Source organism: Nostoc sp. CENA543, from assembly GCF_002896875.1.
Lineage (GTDB): Bacteria > Cyanobacteriota > Cyanobacteriia > Cyanobacteriales > Nostocaceae > Trichormus.
In genome coordinates this window covers 5,995,756-6,018,271 of sequence record NZ_CP023278.1, presented here as the reverse complement: position 1 = coordinate 6,018,271, position 22,516 = coordinate 5,995,756, and the positions used below count along the sequence as shown (strand labels likewise).

General features: G+C 42.8%; 20 protein-coding genes and 1 pseudogene. 16 read left to right on the top strand and 5 right to left on the bottom strand.

The window, feature by feature from the left end:
* The first annotated feature begins 71 nt into the window (after positions 1-71).
* Positions 72-1,154, top strand: coding sequence for an anthranilate phosphoribosyltransferase (gene trpD, locus CLI64_RS25250; RefSeq protein ID WP_103139805.1), 1,083 nt, complete (start codon positions 72-74; stop codon positions 1,152-1,154).
* On the opposite strand, the gene CLI64_RS25245 is transcribed toward trpD, so the two are convergent.
* Entirely contained in the window at positions 1,084-2,166 is a 1,083-nt protein-coding gene (locus tag CLI64_RS25245) for a TIGR02281 family clan AA aspartic protease (protein ID WP_103139804.1), read from the bottom strand. The genes trpD and CLI64_RS25245 overlap by 71 nt on opposite strands.
* Positions 2,167-2,577: 411 nt before the next feature.
* Here CLI64_RS25245 and carA point away from each other — a divergent pair, with 411 nt between their 5' ends.
* The 5 genes from carA (at position 2,578) to CLI64_RS25220 (ending at position 6,523) form a co-directional block, all read left to right on the top strand.
* Positions 2,578-3,744: a glutamine-hydrolyzing carbamoyl-phosphate synthase small subunit gene (gene carA, locus CLI64_RS25240; protein WP_103139803.1), complete on the top strand. Its 1,167-nt coding sequence runs from the start codon at positions 2,578-2,580 to the stop codon at positions 3,742-3,744.
* A gap of 135 nt (positions 3,745-3,879) precedes the next feature.
* A complete protein-coding gene (locus tag CLI64_RS25235) occupies positions 3,880-4,281 on the top strand; it encodes an STAS domain-containing protein (protein WP_103139802.1) in 402 nt (133 codons plus the stop codon).
* A gap of 304 nt (positions 4,282-4,585) precedes the next feature.
* Complete coding sequence (locus CLI64_RS25230) at positions 4,586-5,065, top strand: Mini-ribonuclease 3 (RefSeq protein WP_103139801.1); 480 nt, start codon at positions 4,586-4,588, stop codon at positions 5,063-5,065.
* Positions 5,066-5,163: 98 nt separating this feature from the next.
* Entirely contained in the window at positions 5,164-6,123 is a 960-nt protein-coding gene (gene rlmB, locus CLI64_RS25225) for a 23S rRNA (guanosine(2251)-2'-O)-methyltransferase RlmB (RefSeq protein ID WP_103139800.1), read from the top strand.
* 97 nt (positions 6,124-6,220) lie between these two features.
* A complete protein-coding gene (locus tag CLI64_RS25220) occupies positions 6,221-6,523 on the top strand; it encodes a DUF1816 domain-containing protein (protein ID WP_103139799.1) in 303 nt (100 codons plus the stop codon).
* An 88-nt stretch (positions 6,524-6,611) separates the two neighbouring features.
* Here CLI64_RS25220 and CLI64_RS25215 read toward each other — a convergent pair whose 3' ends face one another.
* Together CLI64_RS25215 and CLI64_RS25210 are read right to left on the bottom strand one after the other, a co-directional pair.
* A complete protein-coding gene (locus tag CLI64_RS25215) occupies positions 6,612-7,439 on the bottom strand; it encodes an alpha/beta fold hydrolase (RefSeq protein WP_103139798.1) in 828 nt (275 codons plus the stop codon).
* A gap of 44 nt (positions 7,440-7,483) precedes the next feature.
* Positions 7,484-8,080 carry a CAP domain-containing protein gene (locus tag CLI64_RS25210; protein WP_225977626.1) on the bottom strand — a complete coding sequence of 199 codons (597 nt, stop codon included), beginning with the start codon at positions 8,078-8,080 and terminating at the stop codon, positions 7,484-7,486.
* A 326-nt stretch (positions 8,081-8,406) separates the two neighbouring features.
* Between CLI64_RS25210 and CLI64_RS25205 the strand changes: the two genes are divergently transcribed.
* The 6 genes and pseudogenes from CLI64_RS25205 (at position 8,407) to CLI64_RS25185 (ending at position 14,703) form a co-directional block, all read left to right on the top strand.
* The gene (locus CLI64_RS25205) at positions 8,407-10,047 is read left to right on the top strand and encodes an adenylate/guanylate cyclase domain-containing protein (RefSeq protein WP_103139797.1); all 1,641 of its coding nucleotides are present in this window, start codon (positions 8,407-8,409) and stop codon (positions 10,045-10,047) included.
* Positions 10,048-10,238: 191 nt separating this feature from the next.
* Positions 10,239-10,757, top strand: coding sequence for a DUF1622 domain-containing protein (locus CLI64_RS25200; protein WP_103139796.1), 519 nt, complete (start codon positions 10,239-10,241; stop codon positions 10,755-10,757).
* 275 nt (positions 10,758-11,032) lie between these two features.
* Entirely contained in the window at positions 11,033-12,397 is a 1,365-nt protein-coding gene (locus CLI64_RS25195; RefSeq protein WP_103139795.1) for an NAD-dependent succinate-semialdehyde dehydrogenase, read from the top strand.
* A 92-nt stretch (positions 12,398-12,489) separates the two neighbouring features.
* Entirely contained in the window at positions 12,490-14,133 is a 1,644-nt protein-coding gene (locus tag CLI64_RS25190) for an acetolactate synthase large subunit (RefSeq protein ID WP_103139794.1), read from the top strand.
* 187 nt (positions 14,134-14,320) lie between these two features.
* Positions 14,321-14,443, top strand: coding sequence for a hypothetical protein (locus tag CLI64_RS32040; RefSeq protein ID WP_264082468.1), 123 nt, complete (start codon positions 14,321-14,323; stop codon positions 14,441-14,443).
* A 5-nt stretch (positions 14,444-14,448) separates the two neighbouring features.
* Positions 14,449-14,703, top strand: a pseudogene (locus CLI64_RS25185) (hypothetical protein).
* A gap of 165 nt (positions 14,704-14,868) precedes the next feature.
* Here CLI64_RS25185 and CLI64_RS25180 read toward each other — a convergent pair.
* The gene (locus CLI64_RS25180; RefSeq protein ID WP_103139793.1) at positions 14,869-16,863 is read right to left on the bottom strand and encodes a bifunctional serine/threonine-protein kinase/formylglycine-generating enzyme family protein; all 1,995 of its coding nucleotides are present in this window, start codon (positions 16,861-16,863) and stop codon (positions 14,869-14,871) included.
* An 84-nt stretch (positions 16,864-16,947) separates the two neighbouring features.
* Positions 16,948-17,814, bottom strand: a complete 867-nt coding sequence (locus tag CLI64_RS25175) for a metallophosphoesterase (protein WP_103140866.1) — start codon at positions 17,812-17,814, stop codon at positions 16,948-16,950.
* 239 nt (positions 17,815-18,053) lie between these two features.
* Between CLI64_RS25175 and der the strand changes: the two genes are divergently transcribed.
* From der to CLI64_RS30970, 4 genes are all read left to right on the top strand, one after another.
* A complete protein-coding gene (gene der / locus CLI64_RS25170; protein ID WP_103140865.1) occupies positions 18,054-19,415 on the top strand; it encodes a ribosome biogenesis GTPase Der in 1,362 nt (453 codons plus the stop codon).
* Positions 19,416-19,682: 267 nt separating this feature from the next.
* Entirely contained in the window at positions 19,683-20,609 is a 927-nt protein-coding gene (locus CLI64_RS25165) for an energy-coupling factor transporter transmembrane protein EcfT (RefSeq protein WP_103139792.1), read from the top strand.
* Positions 20,610-20,678: 69 nt separating this feature from the next.
* Positions 20,679-22,142: an anthranilate synthase component I gene (locus CLI64_RS25160; RefSeq protein ID WP_103139791.1), complete on the top strand. Its 1,464-nt coding sequence runs from the start codon at positions 20,679-20,681 to the stop codon at positions 22,140-22,142.
* Positions 22,143-22,370: 228 nt separating this feature from the next.
* Positions 22,371-22,508 (top strand): hypothetical protein, encoded by a 138-nt coding sequence (locus CLI64_RS30970; protein ID WP_157943319.1) that lies wholly within the window; start codon positions 22,371-22,373, stop codon positions 22,506-22,508.
* Positions 22,509-22,516: the final 8 nt, after the last annotated feature.

Below are 22,516 nucleotides of genomic sequence, written 5' to 3'. Positions count from 1 at the left end.
GTGCAATTTTTCGATAGGATAACTGCCATACACAATTCTTGTAATTATCTGTAACAGTTATCACTCTAATTATGACAACTTCTGCTGCTACCACCGCCTCCCTAGAACCCTATCTTCTCTTACAACAGCTAATTGATGGTCAATCCCTCAGTCGCACTCAAGCCGCAGAATTAATGCAAGGTTGGCTGAGTGAAGCCATCCCTCCAGAATTATCCGGTGCAATCTTAACTGCACTCAACTTTAAGGGTGTTTCCGCCGAAGAACTCACAGGTATGGCTGAAGTTCTACAATCGCAGTCGAAAATGGGGACTGGGAACGCTTCCACACTCAGCACTCAGCACCCAGCACTCAGCACTGTAATAGATACTTGCGGAACTGGTGGTGATGGTTCTTCCACTTTCAACATTTCTACAGCCGTGGCTTTTGTGGTGGCGGCTTATGATGTACCTGTTGCCAAACATGGTAATCGTTCAGCATCGAGTTTAACAGGCAGTGCTGATGTTTTAGAGGCGTTGGGCGTGAATTTAAACGCGCCTAGTGAAAAAGTCCAAGCTGCACTACAAGAAGTCGGGATCACCTTTTTATTTGCCCCTGGTTGGCATCCCGCATTGAAAGCTGTGGCACAATTACGCCGGACTTTAAGAATTCGCACAGTGTTTAATTTACTTGGCCCCTTAGTAAATCCCTTGCGTCCCACTGGGCAAGTAGTAGGTTTATTTACACCCAAACTTTTAGAAACCGTTGCCCAAGCTTTACAAAATTTAGGCAAGGAAAAGGCGATTGTTCTCCACGGCAGGGAAAGATTAGATGAAGCGGGTTTAGGTGATTTAACGGATTTAGCAGTGTTATCGGATGGTGAAGTTAAGCTAACTACCATTAATCCTCAAGAAGTTGGCGTAACGCCTGCACCAATTACAGCCCTCAAAGGTGGCGATGTGCAAGAAAACGCCGTCATTTTAAAAGCAGTGCTACAAGGCAAAGGCACTCAGGCACAACAAGACGCTGTAGCCCTCAATGCGTCCTTAGCACTACAGGTAGCGGGTGCGATTCCCTTATTAGACCATACCCAAGGTGTGAAAGCGGCTAAGGAGATTCTACAGACTGGTACTGCCTGGACAAAGCTGGAACATTTAGTTCAATTCCTCCAGAACTAGCATCTGAGTGCGATTGCGGGCGGAACTCTACCACGTTGCGTTTAATGGTGACATCGTAATTACCAAAAAAATCATGTCCCAATAAACCCGTTTCTAATTCTGTCCCAGCGATCGCCACCGGTACACGATTCACTGTCACACCCCCCAAAGTCATCGAGTCCAAATAACCAATCGGAAATTCTACCGCCCTAGAACTAGCGGTGTTAGCTTTGGCTTTCCCCACTGGGATCACTCCCAAAGCATTGGCCATTGCTTGAGTAATCACTGTGCCACTTGCCCCAGTATCAACAATCATGTCAAACTGTTGCTGACCATTGAAGGTCACACTCACCACAGGTGTACCACCAACCCGCCGTCTAATGGGGGCAATGTATACCCTTTCTGGAGTAATAGCAGCCGATACCGGAAAACCTGTTGTTTCTGTGGATACTTCTGTTCCAGGTGGTGGTACAGGAATAGTGAATTTAGATTCAGGTGTAGCATTTGCTATGGGAGGTGCAGACTGACGAGTCTTTGCCGCCTTAACTGGGCGAGAAGCTACCGCTACAGACCGAGGCGATGGTTTAGCAGCCGTATTAGCTTGGCGGATAGCATACTTCATTTGCCCCTCAAACTCATTGATTTTAGCTTGGGCGATCGCAAACTCTGGACTTTGCCGTTCCACCTTTCGCATCAAAGTAATCGCATCATGATACTGACTCGCCACCAAATACCAATCATCCGGCGATTGTGCCGATTGACTAATACTAGTCGCACCTGCTGCCTTATCTAGTCCCATTTCAAAAGCACTGGGTTCTAGGGGTGATGATGGCAGGTTAGTTGATGTCGGGATGCTGGGTGCAGTCGTAGGTTCTGCCGGAGATTTGGCTGTAGCCAGATCATCAGTCACCACAGATTGCTGATTCCGCAAAACAGACGTTTTTGGTTGATTTGTCGTACAACCGGCACTCGCAACTGCGATCGCACCAGACAGAAAAATCAGCGTCGCACGAGAAAAAAAGGGCTGAAGCATAATTTAATCTTGATTGAAACTGTCCCAGGACTCCTGCCACCGATTCCCATTGTAGATTTAATTCCCCATTGGAGAATTTAAAACCCAAAAGTTCCGCATTATTTCCCTATTTTAATTTTTAATTAATTTCTTGGGAAACGCATAATTCACCAACTTATGGGATAATTAACACTCGCAGTATATATGATAAAGACTGGGGACTAGTACAAAAAGGCAAACAAAACAGAGAAAGAATGTTAATTTTGTGAGCTTTCTAGCTAACTCAATGTTTTTAGTCCCTGCTGTACTAGGTACTAGAAGAAAACAAGGTTGGGATAAAAAGCAGAGGAAAACAAGTAAAACTTGACCCCATGCCCCATAACCCCTGCCCTTTGTGGATTTTGAATTTTGAATTTTGAATTTTGAATTTATATGCCCCCGTCTGACACAATTCCTGCTCTACTAGTTTTGGCAGATGGCACTGCTTACCGAGGTTGGTCTTTCGGTGCGACAGGAACAACCATCGGCGAAGTCGTGTTTAACACTGGCATGACTGGATATCAAGAAGTCTTGACTGACCCCAGTTACTGCGGTCAAATAGTCGTGTTCACCTATCCTGAATTGGGGAATACTGGCGTTAATCCAGAAGACGAAGAATCAGCCAAGCCACAGGTACGCGGTGCGATCGCGCGCAATATTTGTCATCAACCGAGTAACTGGCGATCGTCACAATCCCTACCAGACTACCTGCAACAACACCAAATTCCAGGGATCTATGGCATAGACACCCGCGCCCTCACCCGCAAAATTCGGATGTATGGCGCAATGAATGGTGGTATTTCTACAGAAATCTTAGATGAAGCAGAATTATTAGAACAGGTACAAGCAGCCCCCAACATGGCAGGGTTAAATCTCGTCCGAGAAGTGACGACGCGCCAAGTGTATGAATGGTCAGATCCCACAATCCCGGCTTGGGAATTTAAGCCAGCCACAACCAGCAATCAACAAGAATCTTTGACAGTTGTCGCCCTAGATTTTGGTGTGAAACGCAATATTCTCCGCCGCTTGGCTAGTTATGGTTGTCGCGTGATTGTTGTACCTGCCGATACACCAGCCGCAGAAATTCTTCAATACAATCCAGATGGTATCTTCCTTTCCAACGGGCCTGGCGATCCAGCCGCAGTTGCCGAAGGTATAGCCACAGCTAAAACCTTGCTGCAAAGTCAAAAACCAATTTTTGGTATTTGTATGGGACACCAAATCTTGGGTCATGCCTTGGGAGCAGAAACCTTTAAGCTAAAATTCGGCCATCGGGGTTTAAACCAACCTGCGGGGTTGACACAAAGGATAGAGATTACCAGCCAAAACCACAGCTTTGCGATTGATCCTGATTCCTTACCGCAAGCAGTTGTGGAAGTGAGTCACCTCAACTTAAACGATCGCACTGTTGCAGGATTAAAGCACAAATCCTTGCCCATCTTCTCAGTGCAGTACCACCCAGAAGCTAGTCCAGGCCCTCATGACGCTGATTACTTGTTTGAGCAGTTCGTCCAAGCTATGCGAACAGCACGACAAGCAACTACAGCTCAAGTGAGTTAAAAAAGGACTAGAGAAGTAAAAAGTAAAAAGTAAAAAGTAAAAAGGTAAAAGAATTCTCTTTTTATTTTTGCCTTTTGCCTTTTGCCTTTCATACCCCAACAGGCTATAGACAACAAGCCTAAAAACCATCTATACTTGAGCGTTTACTTTAACCATGAGGAGGGAATTATTGCTGAACCACTAAATCTAACCGTCAGCCTGAGAGGTACTCGTGAAGCACGGGATAATTATCAGCTATTCCGCCTCACAGGTTTGTTAGATGCCTTTTCTGAACCGACATTTCGCAAAGTTCTAGGCAATAAAATTGAAGAAGGCCCAAAGCACATCATTCTGGATCTTTCACAAATTGATTTTGTCGATAGTTCTGGTTTGGGTGCTTTGGTACAGCTAGCCAAGCAAGCTCAAAACGGCGAAGGAACTTTGCAAATCGTCACTAACGCCCGTGTAACTCAAACGGTCAAGCTTGTGCGCTTAGAGAAGTTTCTCTCGCTGCAAACCTCTGTTGAAGCAGCTCTAGACAACATCAAGCAGTCTTGATCGCTTGGCCGAATAATTAATTAAGCTATTCCGAACAATGTATGGGATAGCTTAATTTTACGATACTCTGGCTTTTCCCCCTCCCAATGGGAGAGGGAAAAGCCAGCAGATTTAGAAATATGTAATCAGAAAGAGAAAACTTTTATTCTGTATAAAAATAGCGATAAAATTGTCAAATAATCCTGATAGTTTTCTACATAATCAGTCTATAAATACAGCACCGTTGTGAGAGAATAGAACCGATTTGAGAATTTTTACAAGACAAATACTATATAAATTCAATCAGCTAAGGAATATTTAAGTTGTGAAGTCAAAGGAGGAAGAGTTATTAGATGGTAAAGATGAACATCCCCCAATAGATACATCTTGGACTGACTCACTCTTAGCACACACAGCACAGTTCACACAACAAATTTCTCAGGGACAAATACAGCAAATCTCACCCTCTGCTCTAGCATATTTAGGGGATGCAATCTATGAGCTTTATGCTAGAATGTATTACCTGCTACCACTACAACGGCAAGATGCTTATCATAGACTGGTAGTAGCGCAGGTAAGAGCAGAAACACAAGCGCTACATTTGCGATCGCTAACTCCTTACTTGACAACAACTGAATTAGATATTGTCCGGCGAGGCCGTAACGCCGCCACAGGAAGACCTAAAAGAGTTAATCCTGAAATATATCAACAAGCAACAAGTCTAGAGACTTTAATTGGCTACTTATATCTCACCGATTTGCCACGTTTAACCGAACTATTGCAAAAAATCCATCCAGAGAAATAAATCATTATTTTAATCTCCAAGATCGGAAAATCAGTCAGTAATGGTTCAGTCAAGACGAGAATCGGCACGTTTACTCATGCTTTGTACCTAAAACTCCTATGAACAGTAAACCTAAAAAAATCAAGACCAATAGCGAACCTAATCGCGGGTCAGTGTTAAAACTCAAAGGTAAGCGTGTAATCACGACTTCACCGCGCCATCCCCACAAAGGGGAGAGTAATTCCCACTCATCACACCCCCGTCGTCAATTTACCCCTCCTACAGTTGCTCCCAAATCCACAACAGAAGACAGCGACATTATCTACGGTCGTCATCCAGTCTTAACAGCTCTAGAAAATCAACGAGAACTCAATCGTATTTGGGTAACATCTCGTTTGCGTTATGATCCCCGGTTTCATAATCTCATTCTCCAAGCTAAAGAAAACGGTACAGTCATTGATGAAGTAGACCCGAAACGTCTAGATCAAATTACATATCAAGCTAACCACCAAGGCATAGCAGCACAAATCGCACCCTACTCATACATTGAACTACACGAATTGATCGCACAGGCAAAAACAGTCAACGATCCCGTGATTGTTGTAGCCGATGGGATCACAGATCCCCATAACCTGGGTGCAATTATTCGGACAGCTGAAGCTGTAGGCGCGCAAGGTCTGATTATTCCCCAAAGAAGAGCTTCTGGAATTACCTCTACTGTGGTCAAAGTTGCAGCCGGTGCCTTAGAAAACTTTCCCGTCGCTAGAGTCACCAACCTCAGCCGTGCCTTAGAAGAATTGAAAGAAGCCGGTTTTTGGATTTATGGAACTGCGGCGGATGCTAGCGAACCCCTGCACACAGTCAGCTTCCGTGGCCCCATCGTCTTAGTCATTGGTTCGGAAGGCGAAGGTCTGAGTATGTTGACACAACGATCTTGTGATGTGTTGGTATCAATTCCCCTTTTAGGTAAAACACCTAGCTTAAACGCTTCCGTAGCTTCAGGTATGGCACTATACGAGATTTTTCGTCAACGCGCCGTTAACACTTTATACCTAGATAAATTACCAAAACCTCTTTAAAAATTATGAGTAAAAGAGTATAAAGAAATGTAAATAGAATACATAAACACATCAGACGTTTAAAATTCAGTACCACGTTGATAAATTGGCGGCAACCATGACAACAATTTGGCATAACCTGAAGGAAAGTGTAATTAACACATACAACGCACTTGGCTTGGCTTGGTGGGTAGAAATTGAAACTCAAAATCCCCGTTGCACCTACTACTTCGGGCCTTTTCTCAATTCCACCGAAGCCAAACTAGCAACTAAAGGCTATGTAGAAGACTTAGAAGCAGAAGGCGCGCAAGGGATAGTGGTAAACGTCAAGAAATGTAAACCAGACAATTTGACCATTGCAGACGACCTGGGGGAACGGATTGACCGCAAAGTAACGCCTGTCTTTAGCGGTCAAATTTAATTTAGGCGTGAGTCAATGGTCAATAGTTAATAGTCAATAGTCAATAGTCGATGACTATTGCTTTGAATTTTGGACTATTAACCTGGGACTATAGACTATCAACTACTTGCGGATGATTTGTTATCCAGGTGTCAATATCACTGAGTAACTGGTGGGGTACTTCCCACGGGAAAAGATGAGCCGCATTCGGATAGCAAAGCCATTGGCTGTATTTGAGGTGTTGAGCCGTTTCTAAACTGGACTCAGCTGTAATGTGGCGGTCTTGAGAAGCGGCAATGACCAGACTTGGACAGTGAATTTGCTGGAGTTCTTCCAGACGGTTATATCCTAAAGCTATGGCACTGTAAAGGGCGCGAGTAGCAGCTGCGGAAGTTTGTAAATAAGCGGGTACAGCTGCTTGAGCAATGTAATTATAAGCGGTGTGTGTATGTTGTTGAATGAGGTAGCGGAATAGTGATCGCTTACCAAAAGTCTCAATATTCCACTGCCAACCAGGTTTAACATAATTCAACAGTGCGGCCATACCCGTGTAAAGATTGTCTTGCCATGTAATTGGCGGATGATTACCACGGGGTCTAGCAGCTGTAGCGACTAAAATTAACCCTGTAACACGTTGTGGGAGACGCAAAGCCAACTCCATCGCTAAAATCCCACCTAAAGACCATCCCAATATCAAGCAATTTCCCATCTGTAAGCGGTCTAGCAGAGCTTCTAAGTCCGTTAGGTGGTCTGTCATGGCAAAATTGCCCTGAAAGCGACTTTTTCCGTATCCACGCAAATCTGGGGCGACAGTTTGGTAACGTTTTGATAAATGATTGGTAAATACTGCCATACTCCGACCACTGCCAGGGTGTCCATGTAAGCATAAAATCGGAAATCCCTGACCTTGAATATCAACGTTGAGGTTTACAACCATATATCAATCTAAAATTCAAAAATTTTTACCTTTTGCCTTTTGCCTTACTTTGGCTGATAGCCCCCAGCGTAAGTAATAACACACATTTGTCTGTATGTGGCGTGAATCCCGAAAGCTACTCCTGTCACCTGAAAAGCTGGGTTAAAAATATTGGTGCGATGACCGCGCGATCGCACACCATCATCAATAATTAATTGCATCACAATATCTTGGGCAGTGTGAGAACCATAACTAATGTTTTCTGCGGCTGTCACTTGCCAAGTACCATAACGATTCATCCGTATAAAAGGATCACTAGCATCGCTACCATGATGACCAACAATACCTTTCGCGCCTTGGTCTTTGACGTGATCCCTAGCAGCTAAAGATAAACCTTCAGATACGATTAATGATCCTACTGGTTTTGCAGACTTCAGAAAAGCGATCGCTTCATCTACTGCTTTTACCCCTTCTTGGGTTTGCAAATAAACATGATCAGCTAACTTGACTTTTTTTCCCTGAAATTGCCGACGATAATTTTCTAGAATCGGCAGATATGCTTGGGGGTTAATGCGTACTTTGTTAGTTTCTTCCACTACTTGCTGTTCTAGTGGTGAGAGTACGTGTTTTGGGGAGGATTTTTCGGGATTTGTCGAAGCCATTCCAGGTATAATTTGCCAAGGTTGGATGCTTTCCTTGAATAATTTCATCGCTGGGAAACTCATGATCAGGATATATGTATCTTCATGACACCAGTGCAAGTTTTCGGAATTGTTTGTTCTTGAAGCTGACAAACACCAGCATAAGAAAATCCCATGTTCAATAGCCCATAACTATTGACTCTTAGCCAAAGATATTACGTGTCTTTTTATACTAATAGTTGTCGTTCGCTGTGAACAATGCCATAAAGAAATGATAAAAAGTTCATCAATATTGTGCAAACTCAAGATGTTTGCATTCCCAGCCCCAAAATAGATACATCAAACTCATGACTGAATTGACTTTACGCTTACAACAGGGAGATACAGAAACCACTGTCACCGTGAATCGAGACGTATTCACAATAGGTCGGTTGCCAGAGTGTAATTTATACTTACCGGCAGGTGGAGTTTCCCGCAAGCATGCCCAAATTGTCAAACAAGCGAATGGTACATGGGTAATTGAGGATCTAGGCAGTAAAAACGGCACACAGGTAAATCAAACTATTGTCAAAACATCTCAAAATTTAAATCATGGTGATGTCATTTGGCTGGGAAATGTTAGCTTGATGGTACTGGTTCACAACCCCCTACCACCACCACCAATTAAAGCCGTAACTTTTTATGAAGCTTCTGATCAAAGAACCATTTTGCGGAACGCCAAACAACTACAACAACAATGGATAGAAGCTAACAGTAATGATGGTGATATTGGGGACAAAAACAAAACTATTGCCCGTCTCAAAGACTTAGTAGATATAGCTAAAAATCTTTGTGCGGCTGCATCCATAGAAGAAATTTTCTCTCAAGTACAACAAGTTGTATTTCGTTACCTCAATAGTATTGACCGTTTGGCTTTATTAATTGATGTTAAAAGTGATGGGCATTTAGAGTTAGTGAATGCGGGTAGTAGAGACCAAACTCAGCAAGAATATCTCTTAGCAAATGCGAGTTGGATTAGTCGTAGTATTTGCCAAAAAGTCTTTGAAGAAAAAGTTGTAATTCAAACTGCTGATACGCAAAAAGATGAAAGATTTTCTGGTGAACATAGCATTTTACTCAAAGGTATTCGTAGTGCTATGGCTGTACCTTTATGGGATGAAAATAAAGTAGTGGGGGTACTTTATGCTGATGCTCATTTATCTTCCTATCATTGGGAACAAGATGGAGAAGAAGAACTGAGCTTTTTTTCTGCTTTAGCTAATCTTGTGGCATCAAGTGTACAGCGTTGGTTACTAGCAGAAAAATTAAAAACCGAAGAAGTGATCCGTCATCGCTTAGAACGTTATCATTCACCGGCGGTTGTGCAGCAATTAATTGCCGTAGGTGGCTTACCAGATGGACGCTTACCTCCAGCAGAAAGTGAAATTAGTATTTTATTTGCAGATTTAGTAGGATTTACTGCTATTTCTGAGAGATTAAAACCAACTGCGATCGCTGAATTATTAAATAAGTTATTTGAAGAAATGCTACAGGAAGTGTTCGCCTGTGGCGGTACTTTAGATAAATATATCGGTGATTGTATCATGGCCTTTTTCGGCGCACCCGAACCCCAAGCCGACCACGCCGATCGCGCCACGTCAGCCGCCCAGGGTATGTTAACTCGTCTAGAACATCTCAATGCTAATGGTTTCTGGCATGAACCCTTACAATTACGCATTGCCATTAATAGTGGTAAAGCGGTTGTAGGGGATGTGGGCAGTTCTCAACGGGTAGAATATACAGCATTAGGAGCTACGATTAATTTAGCAGCCAGAATGGAAGGTGTTTGTCCTCCTAGTGAGTGCGTAATTAGTGAAGCAACTTATCAGCTAATTTCCAAACCTGAAGACTTTGAAGAAATGGGAGATTATCGCTTTAAAGGTATTGATAGATTGGTGAAGGTCTATCAAACAAGGTTACATCAAATGCCAACAATTATTCATCCTTAGTCAATAGTCATTAGCTGCTGCTAATTTATAATTTTCATCTGTCTGGATGCTTGACTTATTATATTGAATTGTGACATTTCGTATTGTTTCAAAATTCTGGAATAGGCTAAGAATCTAGGCTTTCAATCCAAAATCCAAAATCCAAAATCTAAAATTCGGTGGGTCAAAGCGGATTCCGATAGATAATCATCATGAAAAAAGAATCATTGCTTGAGTCTCTAGTAAATCTACTGCTACCTCTGGCATTAATTTTTGGGTTGGTACTAATTTTAAATATCAATGTTGGTAAGATTGAGACCACGAAAGTTTCTAGAATTCCCTTGGAATCATGGCTTAAGCTGCTTGTTGGTTATTTAGCAGCAACAGCAGAAATCGCTGCTGCTTTAGTAATTGGATTAGCGGTGATTCGAGGAACTATATATTATTTTCGGCAAATATTTGCTCGTTCTCGGCAACATTTTGATTCTACAGAAGTGGTGCGTCTGCAATTAGGTAGATCATTGGCATTAGGTTTAGAATTTACTGTTGCTAGTGATATCTTGCGAACAGCAGTTGCACCTACACGCCAAGATTTATTAAATCTGGCCGCAATTGTGTTGTTAAGAACTCTGTTGAATTACTTTTTAGAAAGAGAGATTAGATTAGTGGAACAGGCTCACTCTACTAGTCGAGAAAATATTCCTATTGCAAATTTAGAGAGAATAGAATAAAAATTTTTTGTTTGTAGTGAGGACTTTAGTTCTCAAAATAAGGGCCAAAGCCCTCACTACAAACTCTATATCTATTGACATAATAAAATAGGTTTTGCATGAGCAGTATTAATAATTAGTAGCAAGTATAAAATAATTCAAGTTTAATTGAGAGATTTTAAGTTAGAACAATTAAGCAGTTTCTCAAAGAATACAATTTAGGTGGTAGCTACCCCGAAAAATATGTGTAACACTAAGAAGCTACCTCAAGCTATATTGAAACGGGAGGTCAGGGAATGGCGATCGCCACTATCAATCCCGCCACTGGGGAAACGCTCAAAACCTTTGAGCCACTCAACGATACAGAAATTGCTGCTAAATTAAATTCGGCACAACAGACTTTTGAAAATTACCGCAACACAAGTTTTAAAGAGCGATCGCAGTGGTTAAATACAGCTGCGTCAATTTTAGAGCAAGATAAGGCTGATTTCGCTAAACTCATGACTATTGAAATGGGTAAGCCTTACAAAGCTGCGATCGCAGAAGTGGAAAAATGCGCTGCTGTGTGTCGTTACTACGCTGAAAATGCTGCCGATTTCTTGGCTGATGTGTCGGTAAAAACTGATGCTAGCCACAGTTTTGTGCGCTATCAACCTTTGGGAATCATTCTCGCTGTGATGCCGTGGAATTTTCCTTTTTGGCAGGTGTTTAGATTTGCTGCACCTGCACTGATGGCGGGAAATGTCGGCTTACTCAAACACGCCTCTAATGTTCCGCAGTGCGCTTTAGCAATTGAAGATATTATCAAACGGGCTGGTTTTCCTGGAGGTGCATTTCAAACTTTATTAATCGGTGCGGCACAAGTTGCCGATTTAATGGCAGATGAAAGGGTAAAAGCTGCTACCTTAACCGGTAGTGAACCTGCTGGCGCATCCCTAGCGGCGGCGGCGGGAACACAAATTAAAAAAACCGTGTTGGAATTAGGGGGAAGTGACCCATTTATTGTACTAGAAAGTGCTGATTTACCCCTAGCCGCAGCCACCGCCACACAAGCCAGAATGTTAAATACTGGTCAATCTTGTATTGCTGCAAAACGCTTTATTGTAGCAGAAGCGATCGCCGATCAATTTGAGCAGTTGCTGTTAGAAAAATTCACAGCCTTGAAAGTCGGCGACCCCATGCTTCCCGACACTGATTTAGGCCCTTTAGCCACACCTGGAATTCTCCAAGATTTAGACCAACAAGTCAAAACTGCCGTTCAAAGTGGGGGAAAAATCTTAACAGGTGGACATCCTTTAGATATTCCTGGCAACTTTTATCCACCAACAATTATCATAGATATCCCTGCTGACTCACAAATTGCCCAAGAAGAATTTTTTGGCCCGGTAGCTTTATTATTTCGTGTGCCAAATATAGATGCTGCGATTAAACTAGCAAATGCTACACCCTTCGGCTTAGGTGCGAGTGCTTGGACAAATAATCACCAAGAACGCGATCGCTTAATTACAGAAATCGAAGCAGGCGCAGTATTTATTAACGGCTTAGTTAAATCCGACCCCCGGCTACCATTTGGTGGCATTAAACGTTCTGGGTATGGACGAGAACTCAGCATTCAAGGCATACACGAATTCGTCAATGTTAAAACTGTTTGGGTTAAATAGGGATTGGGTATTAGGTATTAGGGACTGGGTGTAATTTTTTCCCCAGTCCCCAGTCCCCAGTTCCCAATCCCCAATATTATGAGGAATGGAAAATGAATACGGCAGAATTATTGGTCAAATGTTTAGAAAACGAAGGTGTCGAATATGTTTTTGGTCTTCCTGGCGAGGAGAATTTACACGTATTAGAAGCGATTAAACATTCATCTATTAAGTTTATTACTACCCGTCATGAACAGGGTGCAGCTTTCATGGCTGATGTCTACGGACGACTGACAGGAAAAGCTGGTGTGTGTCTTTCTACCCTTGGCCCTGGGGCAACCAATCTAATGACTGGTGTCGCAGATGCTAACCTAGACGGTGCGCCATTAGTGGCAATTACCGGACAGGTGGGAACAGATAGAATGCACATTGAATCCCACCAATATTTAGATTTAGTGGCAATGTTTGCCCCCGTAACTAAGTGGAATAAACAGATAGTTAGACCGAGTATTACACCAGAAGTAGTGCGAAAAGCCTTCAAGCGATCGCAAACCGAAAAACCAGGTGCAGTGCATATAGATTTACCAGAAAATATTGCCGCTATGCCCGTAGAGGGCAAACCATTACATAAAGATAATATCGAAAAAACTTTCGCCTCTTTTGCCAGTATTCGCGCCGCCGCCGCCGCCATTTCTCAAGCAGTTAACCCCTTAATTTTAGTCGGCAATGGGGCAATTCGCGCCCAAGCTAGCGATGCGGTGACGCAATTTGCTACCCAAATGAATATTCCTGTGGCTAATACATTTATGGGTAAAGGTGTTATTCCTTATACTCATCCTTTAGCACTCTGGTCAGTAGGATTACAACAACGAGATTTTATTACTTGTGGTTTTGATAATACAGATTTAGTCATTGCTATTGGTTATGACTTAATTGAATTTTCACCGAAAAAATGGAATCCCGAAGGCAAAATTCCCATTGTTCATATCGGTGCCAGTTCTGCGGAAATTGATAGCAGTTATATTCCCAAAGTAGAAGTAGTTGGAGATATTTCTGATTCTTTGATGGAGATTTTAAAAGTAGCAGATCGACACGGCAAACCCAACCCCTATGCTATTAGTTTACGCGCAGAAATCCGCGAAGATTATGAACAATATGCCAATGATGAAGGCTATCCCATCAAACCGCAAAAATTAATTTATGACTTACGCCAAGTCATGGGGCCAGATGATATCGTCATTTCCGACGTAGGCGCGCATAAAATGTGGATTGCCCGTCATTATCATTGTCATAGTCCCAATACTTGTTTAATTTCTAATGGCTTCGCTGCTATGGGAATTGCCATTCCTGGTGCTTTAGCCGCCAAACTTGTCTATCCTAATCGCAAAGTTGTAGCCGCAACCGGCGATGGTGGCTTTATGATGAATTGCCAAGAATTAGAAACAGCATTGCGTGTTGGCACACCATTTGTCACGGTAATTTTTAATGATGGTGGCTACGGTTTAATTGAGTGGAAACAAGAAAATCATTTCGGTAAAGGACAATCATCTTTCGTGCATTTTGGCAATCCCGATTTTGTCAAATTAGCTGAAAGTATGGGTTTGAAAGGTTATCGAGTCGAATCAACTTTAGACTTAATTCCTGTGTTGAAAGAAGCCTTAGCCCAAGATGTACCGGCTGTCATTGATTGCCCTGTAGACTACAGAGAAAACCGCCGCTTTACTCAAAAAGCCGGTGAGTTAAGTTGTGAAGTGTAAATAAACCGTTCGTAGTAAGGACTTTAGTCCTTTTTTATAAATAAATTCTTTGTTGGTTTATTTTCGAGGGTTTTAGAAATACTAAAACCCTCAACTTTTTTCATGTAAACAAACTATTGAACTTGAAAATATCAACCTTACTATAAAATATTTTTATTGTAAAAATCCATAATTTTTGTTAGAAATTATGGATTTAGTGATTAATGAGTATAAATGTATACTTTATTGCTTAAGCATGATAAAGGCGATCGCCCAATCCGGTCAAGAAGAAAGCGATCGCCGTCATCTAGCCCCTCTAACAAGGAGATAATTACAATGATGGCACAGTTCACACAATACTTGCAGAGTGCAGATATAGATACACTCAACCTCAATCAATCTTCTACACAGCCACTTCTCCAAAAGGAAAAGATTAAGCATTTGCTCATCGTTTCGCCTCAAGCCGTTACCAGTACAATTCGCTATTTGTAGGTAATTAATTACGCTAGTGTGGGTGATTGGAGTCCACTGTTACCCACTGCTAACCAAAGTGAAGTGATGAGTATTTTAATCCGGCAAATTTTAATCTAATAACCTGTATTCAGAGGCGTTTCGTTGCAACGTTTTTACACTGCTTTTCACATTATGTAGAAAAGTCTACGGAAAATTTAACTTCCAAACCACAAATTCAAAGTCTTTGTTCGGTTTACCCCGAAATATCGGTTTGCAGCATGAGAAACCCGGTTTCTTTAGTCCTTACGCGGAAACAAAAACGACGCGAAAACCCATATAGTTGAGACGGTATTCGGACGTGAACCTGTCACGATCCGCACTACGACAGAAACCTGGGGTGACATCCCAAGAACCACCACGCAGTAGACGAGAAAAATTATCATTATTAGCCCACACACTCCCATCAGTTGGTGCGCCATTGTAATTATCATGGTAATTGTCTTGACACCACTCCCAAACATTCCCGTGCATATCATATAAACCAAAGGTGTTAGGTGGAAAACTACCTACAGGGGTTGTTTGCTGGCGATATAGTCCTTTTGGTCCATTACCATAATTACCTGAGTACGTTGAGTACGTTCTGTTAACTATAGTCCAATCTGTTCCTCTATAGTTTGCTAAATCTGTAGTAATGGTTTCCCCAAAATAAAACGGTGTGGTTGTCCCTGCACGACAGGCATATTCCCATTCCGTCTCGCTGGGTAGCCTGTAGGTTTTTCCTGTTTTCTGGCTCAATTTCTCACAAAATTCTACCGCATCATCCCAACTGACTTGTTCTACAGGTCGTTTATCACCTTTGAAGTTGGAAGGATTTTTTCCCATGATGGCTTGATACTGCTCCTGGGTGATTTCATATTTCCCCATGAAGAAGCCGGGAACTGTCACCTGTCGCTGGGGACTTTCATCTGAGTCTCGGTCTTTCTCGGTTTCCGGTGAACCCATTGTAAATGTTCCCCCCGGTATCTGCACCATCTCCAATGTGACACCATTCCCCAAGTCTTCCGTAAAATATCTTGCTTGCTCATTGCGGCGTTTGGTGATGTTCCCTCGTGCATCTACCGTCACCGTTTCAAATTGAAAGGTTTGTAAGTTATTGAGAGAAGTAGGAGACGAGAGACGCGGACTACTTGTAGGTTCTGGTGTCGTTGTTATGTCAGTTGTGCTGATTTCTCCTGAATCAGACTGCGATAGGCGCGATACGATGATTGCTAGACCCAACCCAGCACCCGCAAAAGCAACCGTTTGTATTACCTTGCGTCGTGACCAACTTGGAGTAATGATTTTTGTTGGTGTAGATTTTGGTAGTGGTGCTTGTGGCTGTTGTGGCTGTAGTTTAGGTTTTGGCGGTGGCGTTACTTGTCGCGGTTGTGGTTGTGGTGTGGGAACAGTTGGCGTTACTTGTCGCTGTTGTTGCTGTAGTGATTTAATTGCTGCTAACGCTTCTACTGCTGAAGGGTATCTATCCCGAAAGTCATAACTCACCATCTTATTTAACATATCTGCCAACTTCTCGCTGACATTTGCCAAATTGCGCCAAATTACTTCATCAGTTGTAGAATCCCTGGGTAGTTCTTGGGGTTGTTTCCCTGTTAACGCTTGAATCCCTAACATCCCCACTGCATATACATCACTCGATAATTTCGGTCGTCCGGCTGCTTGTTCACTGGGCATATAACCAAGACTACCAATAGCAACACTCAAACTTGTTTGACCTTGGGTGTTCACCGTCATGGCTTCAACTTCTTTGACTGCACCAAAGTCAATTAGCACGATTTTACCATCTTGTCGGCGACGCATTAAGTTTTGGGGTTTGATGTCGCGGTGAATGATGTTCTGTTTGTGGACTATTGCTAATACTTCTAATATTTCTTGTAATAGTTTGATGACGGCTATTTCTGTTAACCTTTCACCAGGAATGATTTCATAGCTTAAATCTTGCCCATCGATAAATTCTTGGACTAGATAAAATTCCCCTTGTTCTTCAAAGTGGGCGAATAGTCGGGGTATTTGGTCGCTATCGTTGCCTAGTCGGTATAATACTTGGGCTTCACTATCAAATAATCTTCTGACGATTTCTAATACTTTGGGGTCTGGGTTGGGTTTGAGGTGTTTGACTACACACTTGGGATGGTTGGGTAGGTCGATATCTTGCGCTAGGTAGGTGTCACCAAATCCACCACTTCCAAGGATTTTAACTATTTTATAGTGGTTGCGGAGGATGTCGCCGGGCTGAGGCATGGTTTTTGATTTGGCAGCATTTGGGTTTATTGTGCCAAATTCTTGGGGGGTTGGGCAAGTGATTTCACGCAGAGGCGCAAAGAGTTAGTTTGATAGTCTGGGAGAGGCTAGGGTAATTATAGTAATTTCGGGACGGGCGAATAAACGCAGATGTAAGCCTGTCATTCCTAAACCTCGGTTGGTGTATAGGAGCATTTTGCCGATTTGATATTCTCCTGCGTAATATTTTTCACCCCAAGGCGGTAAAATGAGGGGTCTTAAGAACGGTAGCCGGATTTGTCCGCCGTGGGAGTGTCCTGATAGTTGTAAGTCAAATTTTCCCGTGGCTGCGCTGGTGTTGGCAAAGTCTGGTTCATGGGCTAATAAAATGGCTGCTCCCTGTGGTGGTAGTTGCTGTAATACTAAATCTAGGCGGGCTTTACCCATACCTACGTCATCAACTCCCGCTATATAAAGTGTGGCGTTATCTCTTTTTAACGTGTAGATGTGATTATTTAAGTCAAAAACGCCGCTTTGTTTGAGAGTTCTAATTATGGCTTGGGTGTCGTTTTCGTGGTCATGATTACCCAAAACGGCGACGGTTCTATCCCGTGGTGTAAGCTGTTCTAAAGCAGGCTTGAGTGATGGGATTAATTGCGGTAGATTACGAGTGACTAAATCCCCTGTAATTGCCACTAAATCAGGGTGTTGTTCGTTTACTAAATGCACAATACGGCGTAAACGTGGCACAGTCATCCATCTATCCCGATGAATATCGCTAATCTGCGCTATGCGATAGCCATTAAACTCTGCTGGCAGATGGGGAAGAGTGAGTTGTAAAGTTTTGATCTCAATCCAATTGGGTTCAATAAATTTGGCGTATAGTATGATGCAGAATATTAGTAAAAATAACCAGCGAAAATATTGCAAGACAATTTGACTGGCTTCCAGCAGCCACTTGTGATTTCTCAAGATGTAGTCTCCTGTGAAGTAACTGCCGGTTTCTTTGTTATGGTATTTTTTCAAGCTGAGTGATAAATCACCCAAGCGGGCATGGAAGAGGAATTGGTGCAGGGGGCAGGGTGCAAGGGGGAGAAAAACTTCCCCATTTCTCCCTGCTCCCTGCCCCCCTGCCTTCTTTCTCCCATGCCCCAGTCACCTATAATGAGAAATGTGATATACTAGCCATTTCTCTCAATTACCCTTGGTTTATGGGACTGCCAATTGTTGCAATTATCGGTCGCCCCAATGTGGGCAAATCTACCCTGGTTAATCGACTCGCCGGGGAACAAACGGCGATTGTCCATGATGAACCGGGTGTGACACGCGATCGCACTTATATGCCAGCTTACTGGAACGATCGCGAGTTTTTGGTGGTAGATACTGGCGGTTTGGTATTTAATGATGACACCGAATTTCTGCCCCTGATTCGTCAACAGGCTTTAGCAGCTTTGACAGAAGCTAGTGCTGCCATATTTGTTGTGAATGGTCAAACAGGCCCCAATTCGGCAGATGAAGAAATAGCCGAATGGTTACGTCAACAACCAGTACCCGTCTTCCTCGCCGTGAATAAATGTGAATCCCCAGAACAGGGATTAATTCAGGCGGCGGAATTTTGGGAACTGGGCTTAGGAGAACCATACCCTATCTCTGCGATTCATGGCAACGGTACAGGGGACTTACTAGACGAACTCATTAAACACATTCCTGTGGTGACAGAAGTACAGGAAGATAATGAAATTAAAATTGCGATCGTTGGTCGTCCTAATGTTGGTAAATCTAGTTTATTAAATGCTTTTGTCGGCGAAGAAAGAGCAATTGTTAGCCCAATTTCTGGGACAACTCGTGATGCAATTGACACTTTTTTAGAACGAGATGGACAAGCTTATCGCCTAATTGATACAGCTGGAATTCGGAAAAAGAAAAGTGTCGAATATGGAACGGAATTTTTCAGTATTAATCGGTCTTTTAAAGCCATCCGCCGCGCCGATGTGGTTTTATTAGTTTTAGATGCTCTAGATGGCGTGACAGAACAAGACCAAAAATTAGCAGGACGCATTATTGAAGAAGGTAGAGCCTGTATTATTGTTGTCAATAAATGGGATGCTGTAGAAAAAGATTCCTATACTATTTACGACTACGAAAAAAATCTCGAAGCTAGACTACATTTTACTGAATGGGCTGATACTATTTTCGTTAGTGCCTTAACCGGACAACGGGTAGAAAAGATTTTAGAATTAGTCAATCAAGCCGCCGCCGAACATAAACGCCGTGTCAGTACATCAGTAATTAATGAAGTGTTGGAAGATGCTCTCAAGTGGCACTCTCCCCCAACCACACGGGGTGGAAAACAGGGCAGAATTTATTACGGTACACAAGTCAGTAGCCAACCACCCACCATTGCGTTATTCGTCAATGATGCAAAACGCTTTAACGACAACTATCGCCGCTACATCGAAAGACAATTCCGCCAACAACTAGGATTTAAAGGTACTCCCCTGCGGTTACTTTGGCGTAGTAAGAAAGTTAGAGAAATGGAACTTGGTAGCGTTAACCGTGCAACTCGTGTTTGAGTAATGAGTGCTGAGTTGTGAGTGAGGTGAGCGGTGAGTGGTGGGTGCTAAGAGGGAAAAATAAAGTGTGCTAAGTTCTGGATATCAAGGCAAAATAGTCAGGAGTCGAAAATTTAAACTTAACATTAGTATCGAAATTGACTCAAAATTAAGTTCTGATTAGTTGTAAACTTTTAACTTTCTGCAACTCAGCACCAGCTAAACGCCGCGCTACCGCTAACATAACTCAGCACTCAAAACTCAGCACTCAAAACTCAGCACTAAAAAATGGATTTACTGCGATCGCTACCATTAGGACTTTATCTCGAACAGCCCCAAACTTGGTTACATAAACTCGATCCCAGAGTCAAGTTTATCTGGTTGATGAGTTTTCTGACTAGTTACAGTTTTGCTAATAATCAGTGGCGCATACTTCTAGTAGCACTGCTCATTATTTTTACTTTAGCTGCTAGAATTCCCCGAAGAGTTTGGCAACAACAAATGGGCTGGCTATTAACACTAACGTTTCTAGTGTTCGCCTTGACAGCAGTTTTTCCTGATGGCTTGGGTATTAATTATCAGCCGCGTTTACCAGCGAATTCCCAAGCTTTAGCCCCACTCAGCAACACTGCTAAAGCTACAAATGAGCCAAAACAAGTAAAAACTAGCAAAGACTATAACTACATTCTCTTTCATCAAGGGCCTGTCAAAATTAGCCGTCGGACTTTAGATTTGGGAACACGCATCAGTACAATTTTGTTTACGGTAATTTATAGCACCACGCTATATTTATTAACAACAGCACCAGAAGAGATTACTGCCGGGATAGAAAGTTTGATGCAGCCCCTACGCCGCTTGAAAATCCCTGTTACAGAAATTACCTTAACACTCACTTTATCCTTGAGATTCATTCCCCTAGTCTTAGAGGAAATACAAAATTTAATTCGTTCCATCATGACAAGGGCGATTAATTGGAAAAAGTTAGGTTTAAAAGGCGGATTTAAAGTCTGGATGATTGTCGCCGAGAGATTATTAGAAAACCTATTATTACGTGCTGAACAAATGGCTAGTGCGATGATGGTACGCGGTTTTACCAGTCCTAACGAACACCGAGTCCCGTGGCACGATTTACGTTTAAAATCATGGGATTGGCTAGCGATCGCAACTCTCACAATTTTTTGGGGAATTAGAATCTTTGTAGGACAGCAAATTTAGGGGTGTAGGGGTGTAAGGGAATCACTATTGACTATTGACTATGGACTATTGACTATTAACTAAATATCTATGTGGTACTGGCGATCGCTTCCATTAGAAAATCGTACTGGTGCGGAAATTTTCTCTGCGCTATTTTATCCCCACACAACATCTCAAATCGCTACTCTCCTCGAAAGTCCTTACCCAACACCCACTAATCAACCCCAACTGAGTCGCTATTCCATTTGTGCAGGCGCGCCCAGAATAGTCAATGGCGTACCTCAGATGTGGACACCAGCCTTGGGGGGGATTTTTCCTTTGCTGGAGGAGTTGCTGCTAAGTCGGGGAGGAGGGGGACAAGGTGGACAAGGTGGACAAGGTAGACAATATAAAATTTCTCCCTTGTCTCCCCCCTCTCCCTTGTCTCCCTTGTCTTCCCCCCCCTCCCACCTCCCCTTCATCGGTGGATGGCTGGGCTGGTTGGGTTATGACGCAGCTTGGGAAATTGAAGGGCTACCTTATACCAAACCTGATCCTTTGCCCTTTCCTGTGGCTTTTTGGTATCAACCAGAAGATTTTGCTGTGTTAGATCATTTCCAGCAAGTCTTATGGTTAGCGGCTAGTGATGCGACTAATCTCGATGAGTTGGAACTGCGTTTAAGACGAACAAACACAAAAAATTCAGCCCAACACATTACACCTGTTACTTATTATCCCGTCGCACCAGAATTTTTAACATCTCAGCTAGATTACGAAGCCGCAGTTAATCGTGCTAAAAAATACATTCAAGCAGGAGATATCTTTCAAGCCAACCTATCTTTAAGATTTTCTGCTACTACCTCCGCTAGTGGTTGGTCAATTTATCAAGCCTTGCATACAATTAATCCTTCACCCTTTGCTAGCTATTGGCGCACACCGTGGGGGGAAGTGATTAGCTGTTCACCAGAAAGATTAGTCTTGTTAGAGAATGACGAAGCCCAAACTCGACCCATTGCCGGCACGCGATCGCGTGGTATAACCAAAGAACAAGACCAGCAACTAGCCACAGAACTCCTCAGCAACACCAAAGAACGGGCAGAACATATCATGCTGGTTGATTTGGAACGCAATGATTTAGGGCGAGTCTGCGAATGGGGAACAGTCACCGTTGATGAATTGCTAACAATTGAGAGATATAGTCACGTTATGCACCTTGTTAGCAATGTTACAGGCAAACTCAGGAGCGATCGCACCCCCGTAGATTTAATCCGCGCCCTATTTCCTGGCGGGACAATTACAGGTTGTCCCAAAGTTCGGTGCATGGAAATTATCGAAGAACTCGAACCAGTACGCCGCAGTTTATTCTACGGTTCATGCGGCTATTTAGATTGGCGAGGCAACCTAGATTTAAACATCTTCATCCGCACCTTACTACTAACCCCCAACCCCCAATCAAACACCGTTTGGGGACAAGTAGGTGCAGGCATAGTTGCCGACAGCGACCCCGAAAAAGAATGGTATGAATCTCTGCACAAAGCCCAAGCGCAATTAGCCGCGCTGAAGATGGTTAATTAGAAGATGGGGAATTGGGAATTGGGAATTGGGAGACAAGGTAGATTTTACTTCAATGCCCAACAACTAATGACTAATGACTAATGACTATTGACTATTGACAATTTTGCCAAATTGTAACAATACAGACTGTTTAGATGAACAATTCTTAGGAGAATTCGCCTGTTGGCTATTTTGCTCTAACGAGCGATAATTATGGCAACATAAAGAGAAGTTAGAGTAAACAGTAGTATGAGAGTCGGTTTTTGCCCTGGACAACTTCACACAGCAAATTCCACAATTAGTATTAACTGCACACAACAGGGTAAAGATATTCTGCTTCCATCAAACACAGTAGATGGCGATCGCTTTGCAGGTCTTGTTGCCTAAAATGCTTG

Bases quoted from the DNA above. Each gene is read 5' to 3' on its own strand.
- trpD (WP_103139805.1), top strand. From the start codon at position 72: ATGACAACTTCTGCTGCTACCACCGCCTCCCTAGAACCCTATCTTCTC.
- CLI64_RS25245 (WP_103139804.1), bottom strand. From the start codon at position 2,166: ATGCTTCAGCCCTTTTTTTCTCGTGCGACGCTGATTTTTCTGTCTGGT.
- carA (WP_103139803.1), top strand. From the start codon at position 2,578: ATGCCCCCGTCTGACACAATTCCTGCTCTACTAGTTTTGGCAGATGGC.
- rlmB (WP_103139800.1), top strand. From the start codon at position 5,164: ATGAACAGTAAACCTAAAAAAATCAAGACCAATAGCGAACCTAATCGC.
- CLI64_RS25220 (WP_103139799.1), top strand. From the start codon at position 6,221: ATGACAACAATTTGGCATAACCTGAAGGAAAGTGTAATTAACACATAC.
- CLI64_RS25215 (WP_103139798.1), bottom strand. From the start codon at position 7,439: ATGGTTGTAAACCTCAACGTTGATATTCAAGGTCAGGGATTTCCGATT.
- CLI64_RS25210 (WP_225977626.1), bottom strand. From the start codon at position 8,080: ATGGCTTCGACAAATCCCGAAAAATCCTCCCCAAAACACGTACTCTCA.
- CLI64_RS25205 (WP_103139797.1), top strand. From the start codon at position 8,407: ATGACTGAATTGACTTTACGCTTACAACAGGGAGATACAGAAACCACT.
- CLI64_RS25200 (WP_103139796.1), top strand. From the start codon at position 10,239: ATGAAAAAAGAATCATTGCTTGAGTCTCTAGTAAATCTACTGCTACCT.
- CLI64_RS25195 (WP_103139795.1), top strand. From the start codon at position 11,033: ATGGCGATCGCCACTATCAATCCCGCCACTGGGGAAACGCTCAAAACC.
- CLI64_RS25190 (WP_103139794.1), top strand. From the start codon at position 12,490: ATGAATACGGCAGAATTATTGGTCAAATGTTTAGAAAACGAAGGTGTC.
- CLI64_RS32040 (WP_264082468.1), top strand. From the start codon at position 14,321: ATGGATTTAGTGATTAATGAGTATAAATGTATACTTTATTGCTTAAGC.
- CLI64_RS25180 (WP_103139793.1), bottom strand. From the start codon at position 16,863: ATGCCTCAGCCCGGCGACATCCTCCGCAACCACTATAAAATAGTTAAA.
- der (WP_103140865.1), top strand. From the start codon at position 18,054: ATGGGACTGCCAATTGTTGCAATTATCGGTCGCCCCAATGTGGGCAAA.
- CLI64_RS25165 (WP_103139792.1), top strand. From the start codon at position 19,683: ATGGATTTACTGCGATCGCTACCATTAGGACTTTATCTCGAACAGCCC.
- CLI64_RS25160 (WP_103139791.1), top strand. From the start codon at position 20,679: ATGTGGTACTGGCGATCGCTTCCATTAGAAAATCGTACTGGTGCGGAA.
- CLI64_RS30970 (WP_157943319.1), top strand. From the start codon at position 22,371: ATGAGAGTCGGTTTTTGCCCTGGACAACTTCACACAGCAAATTCCACA.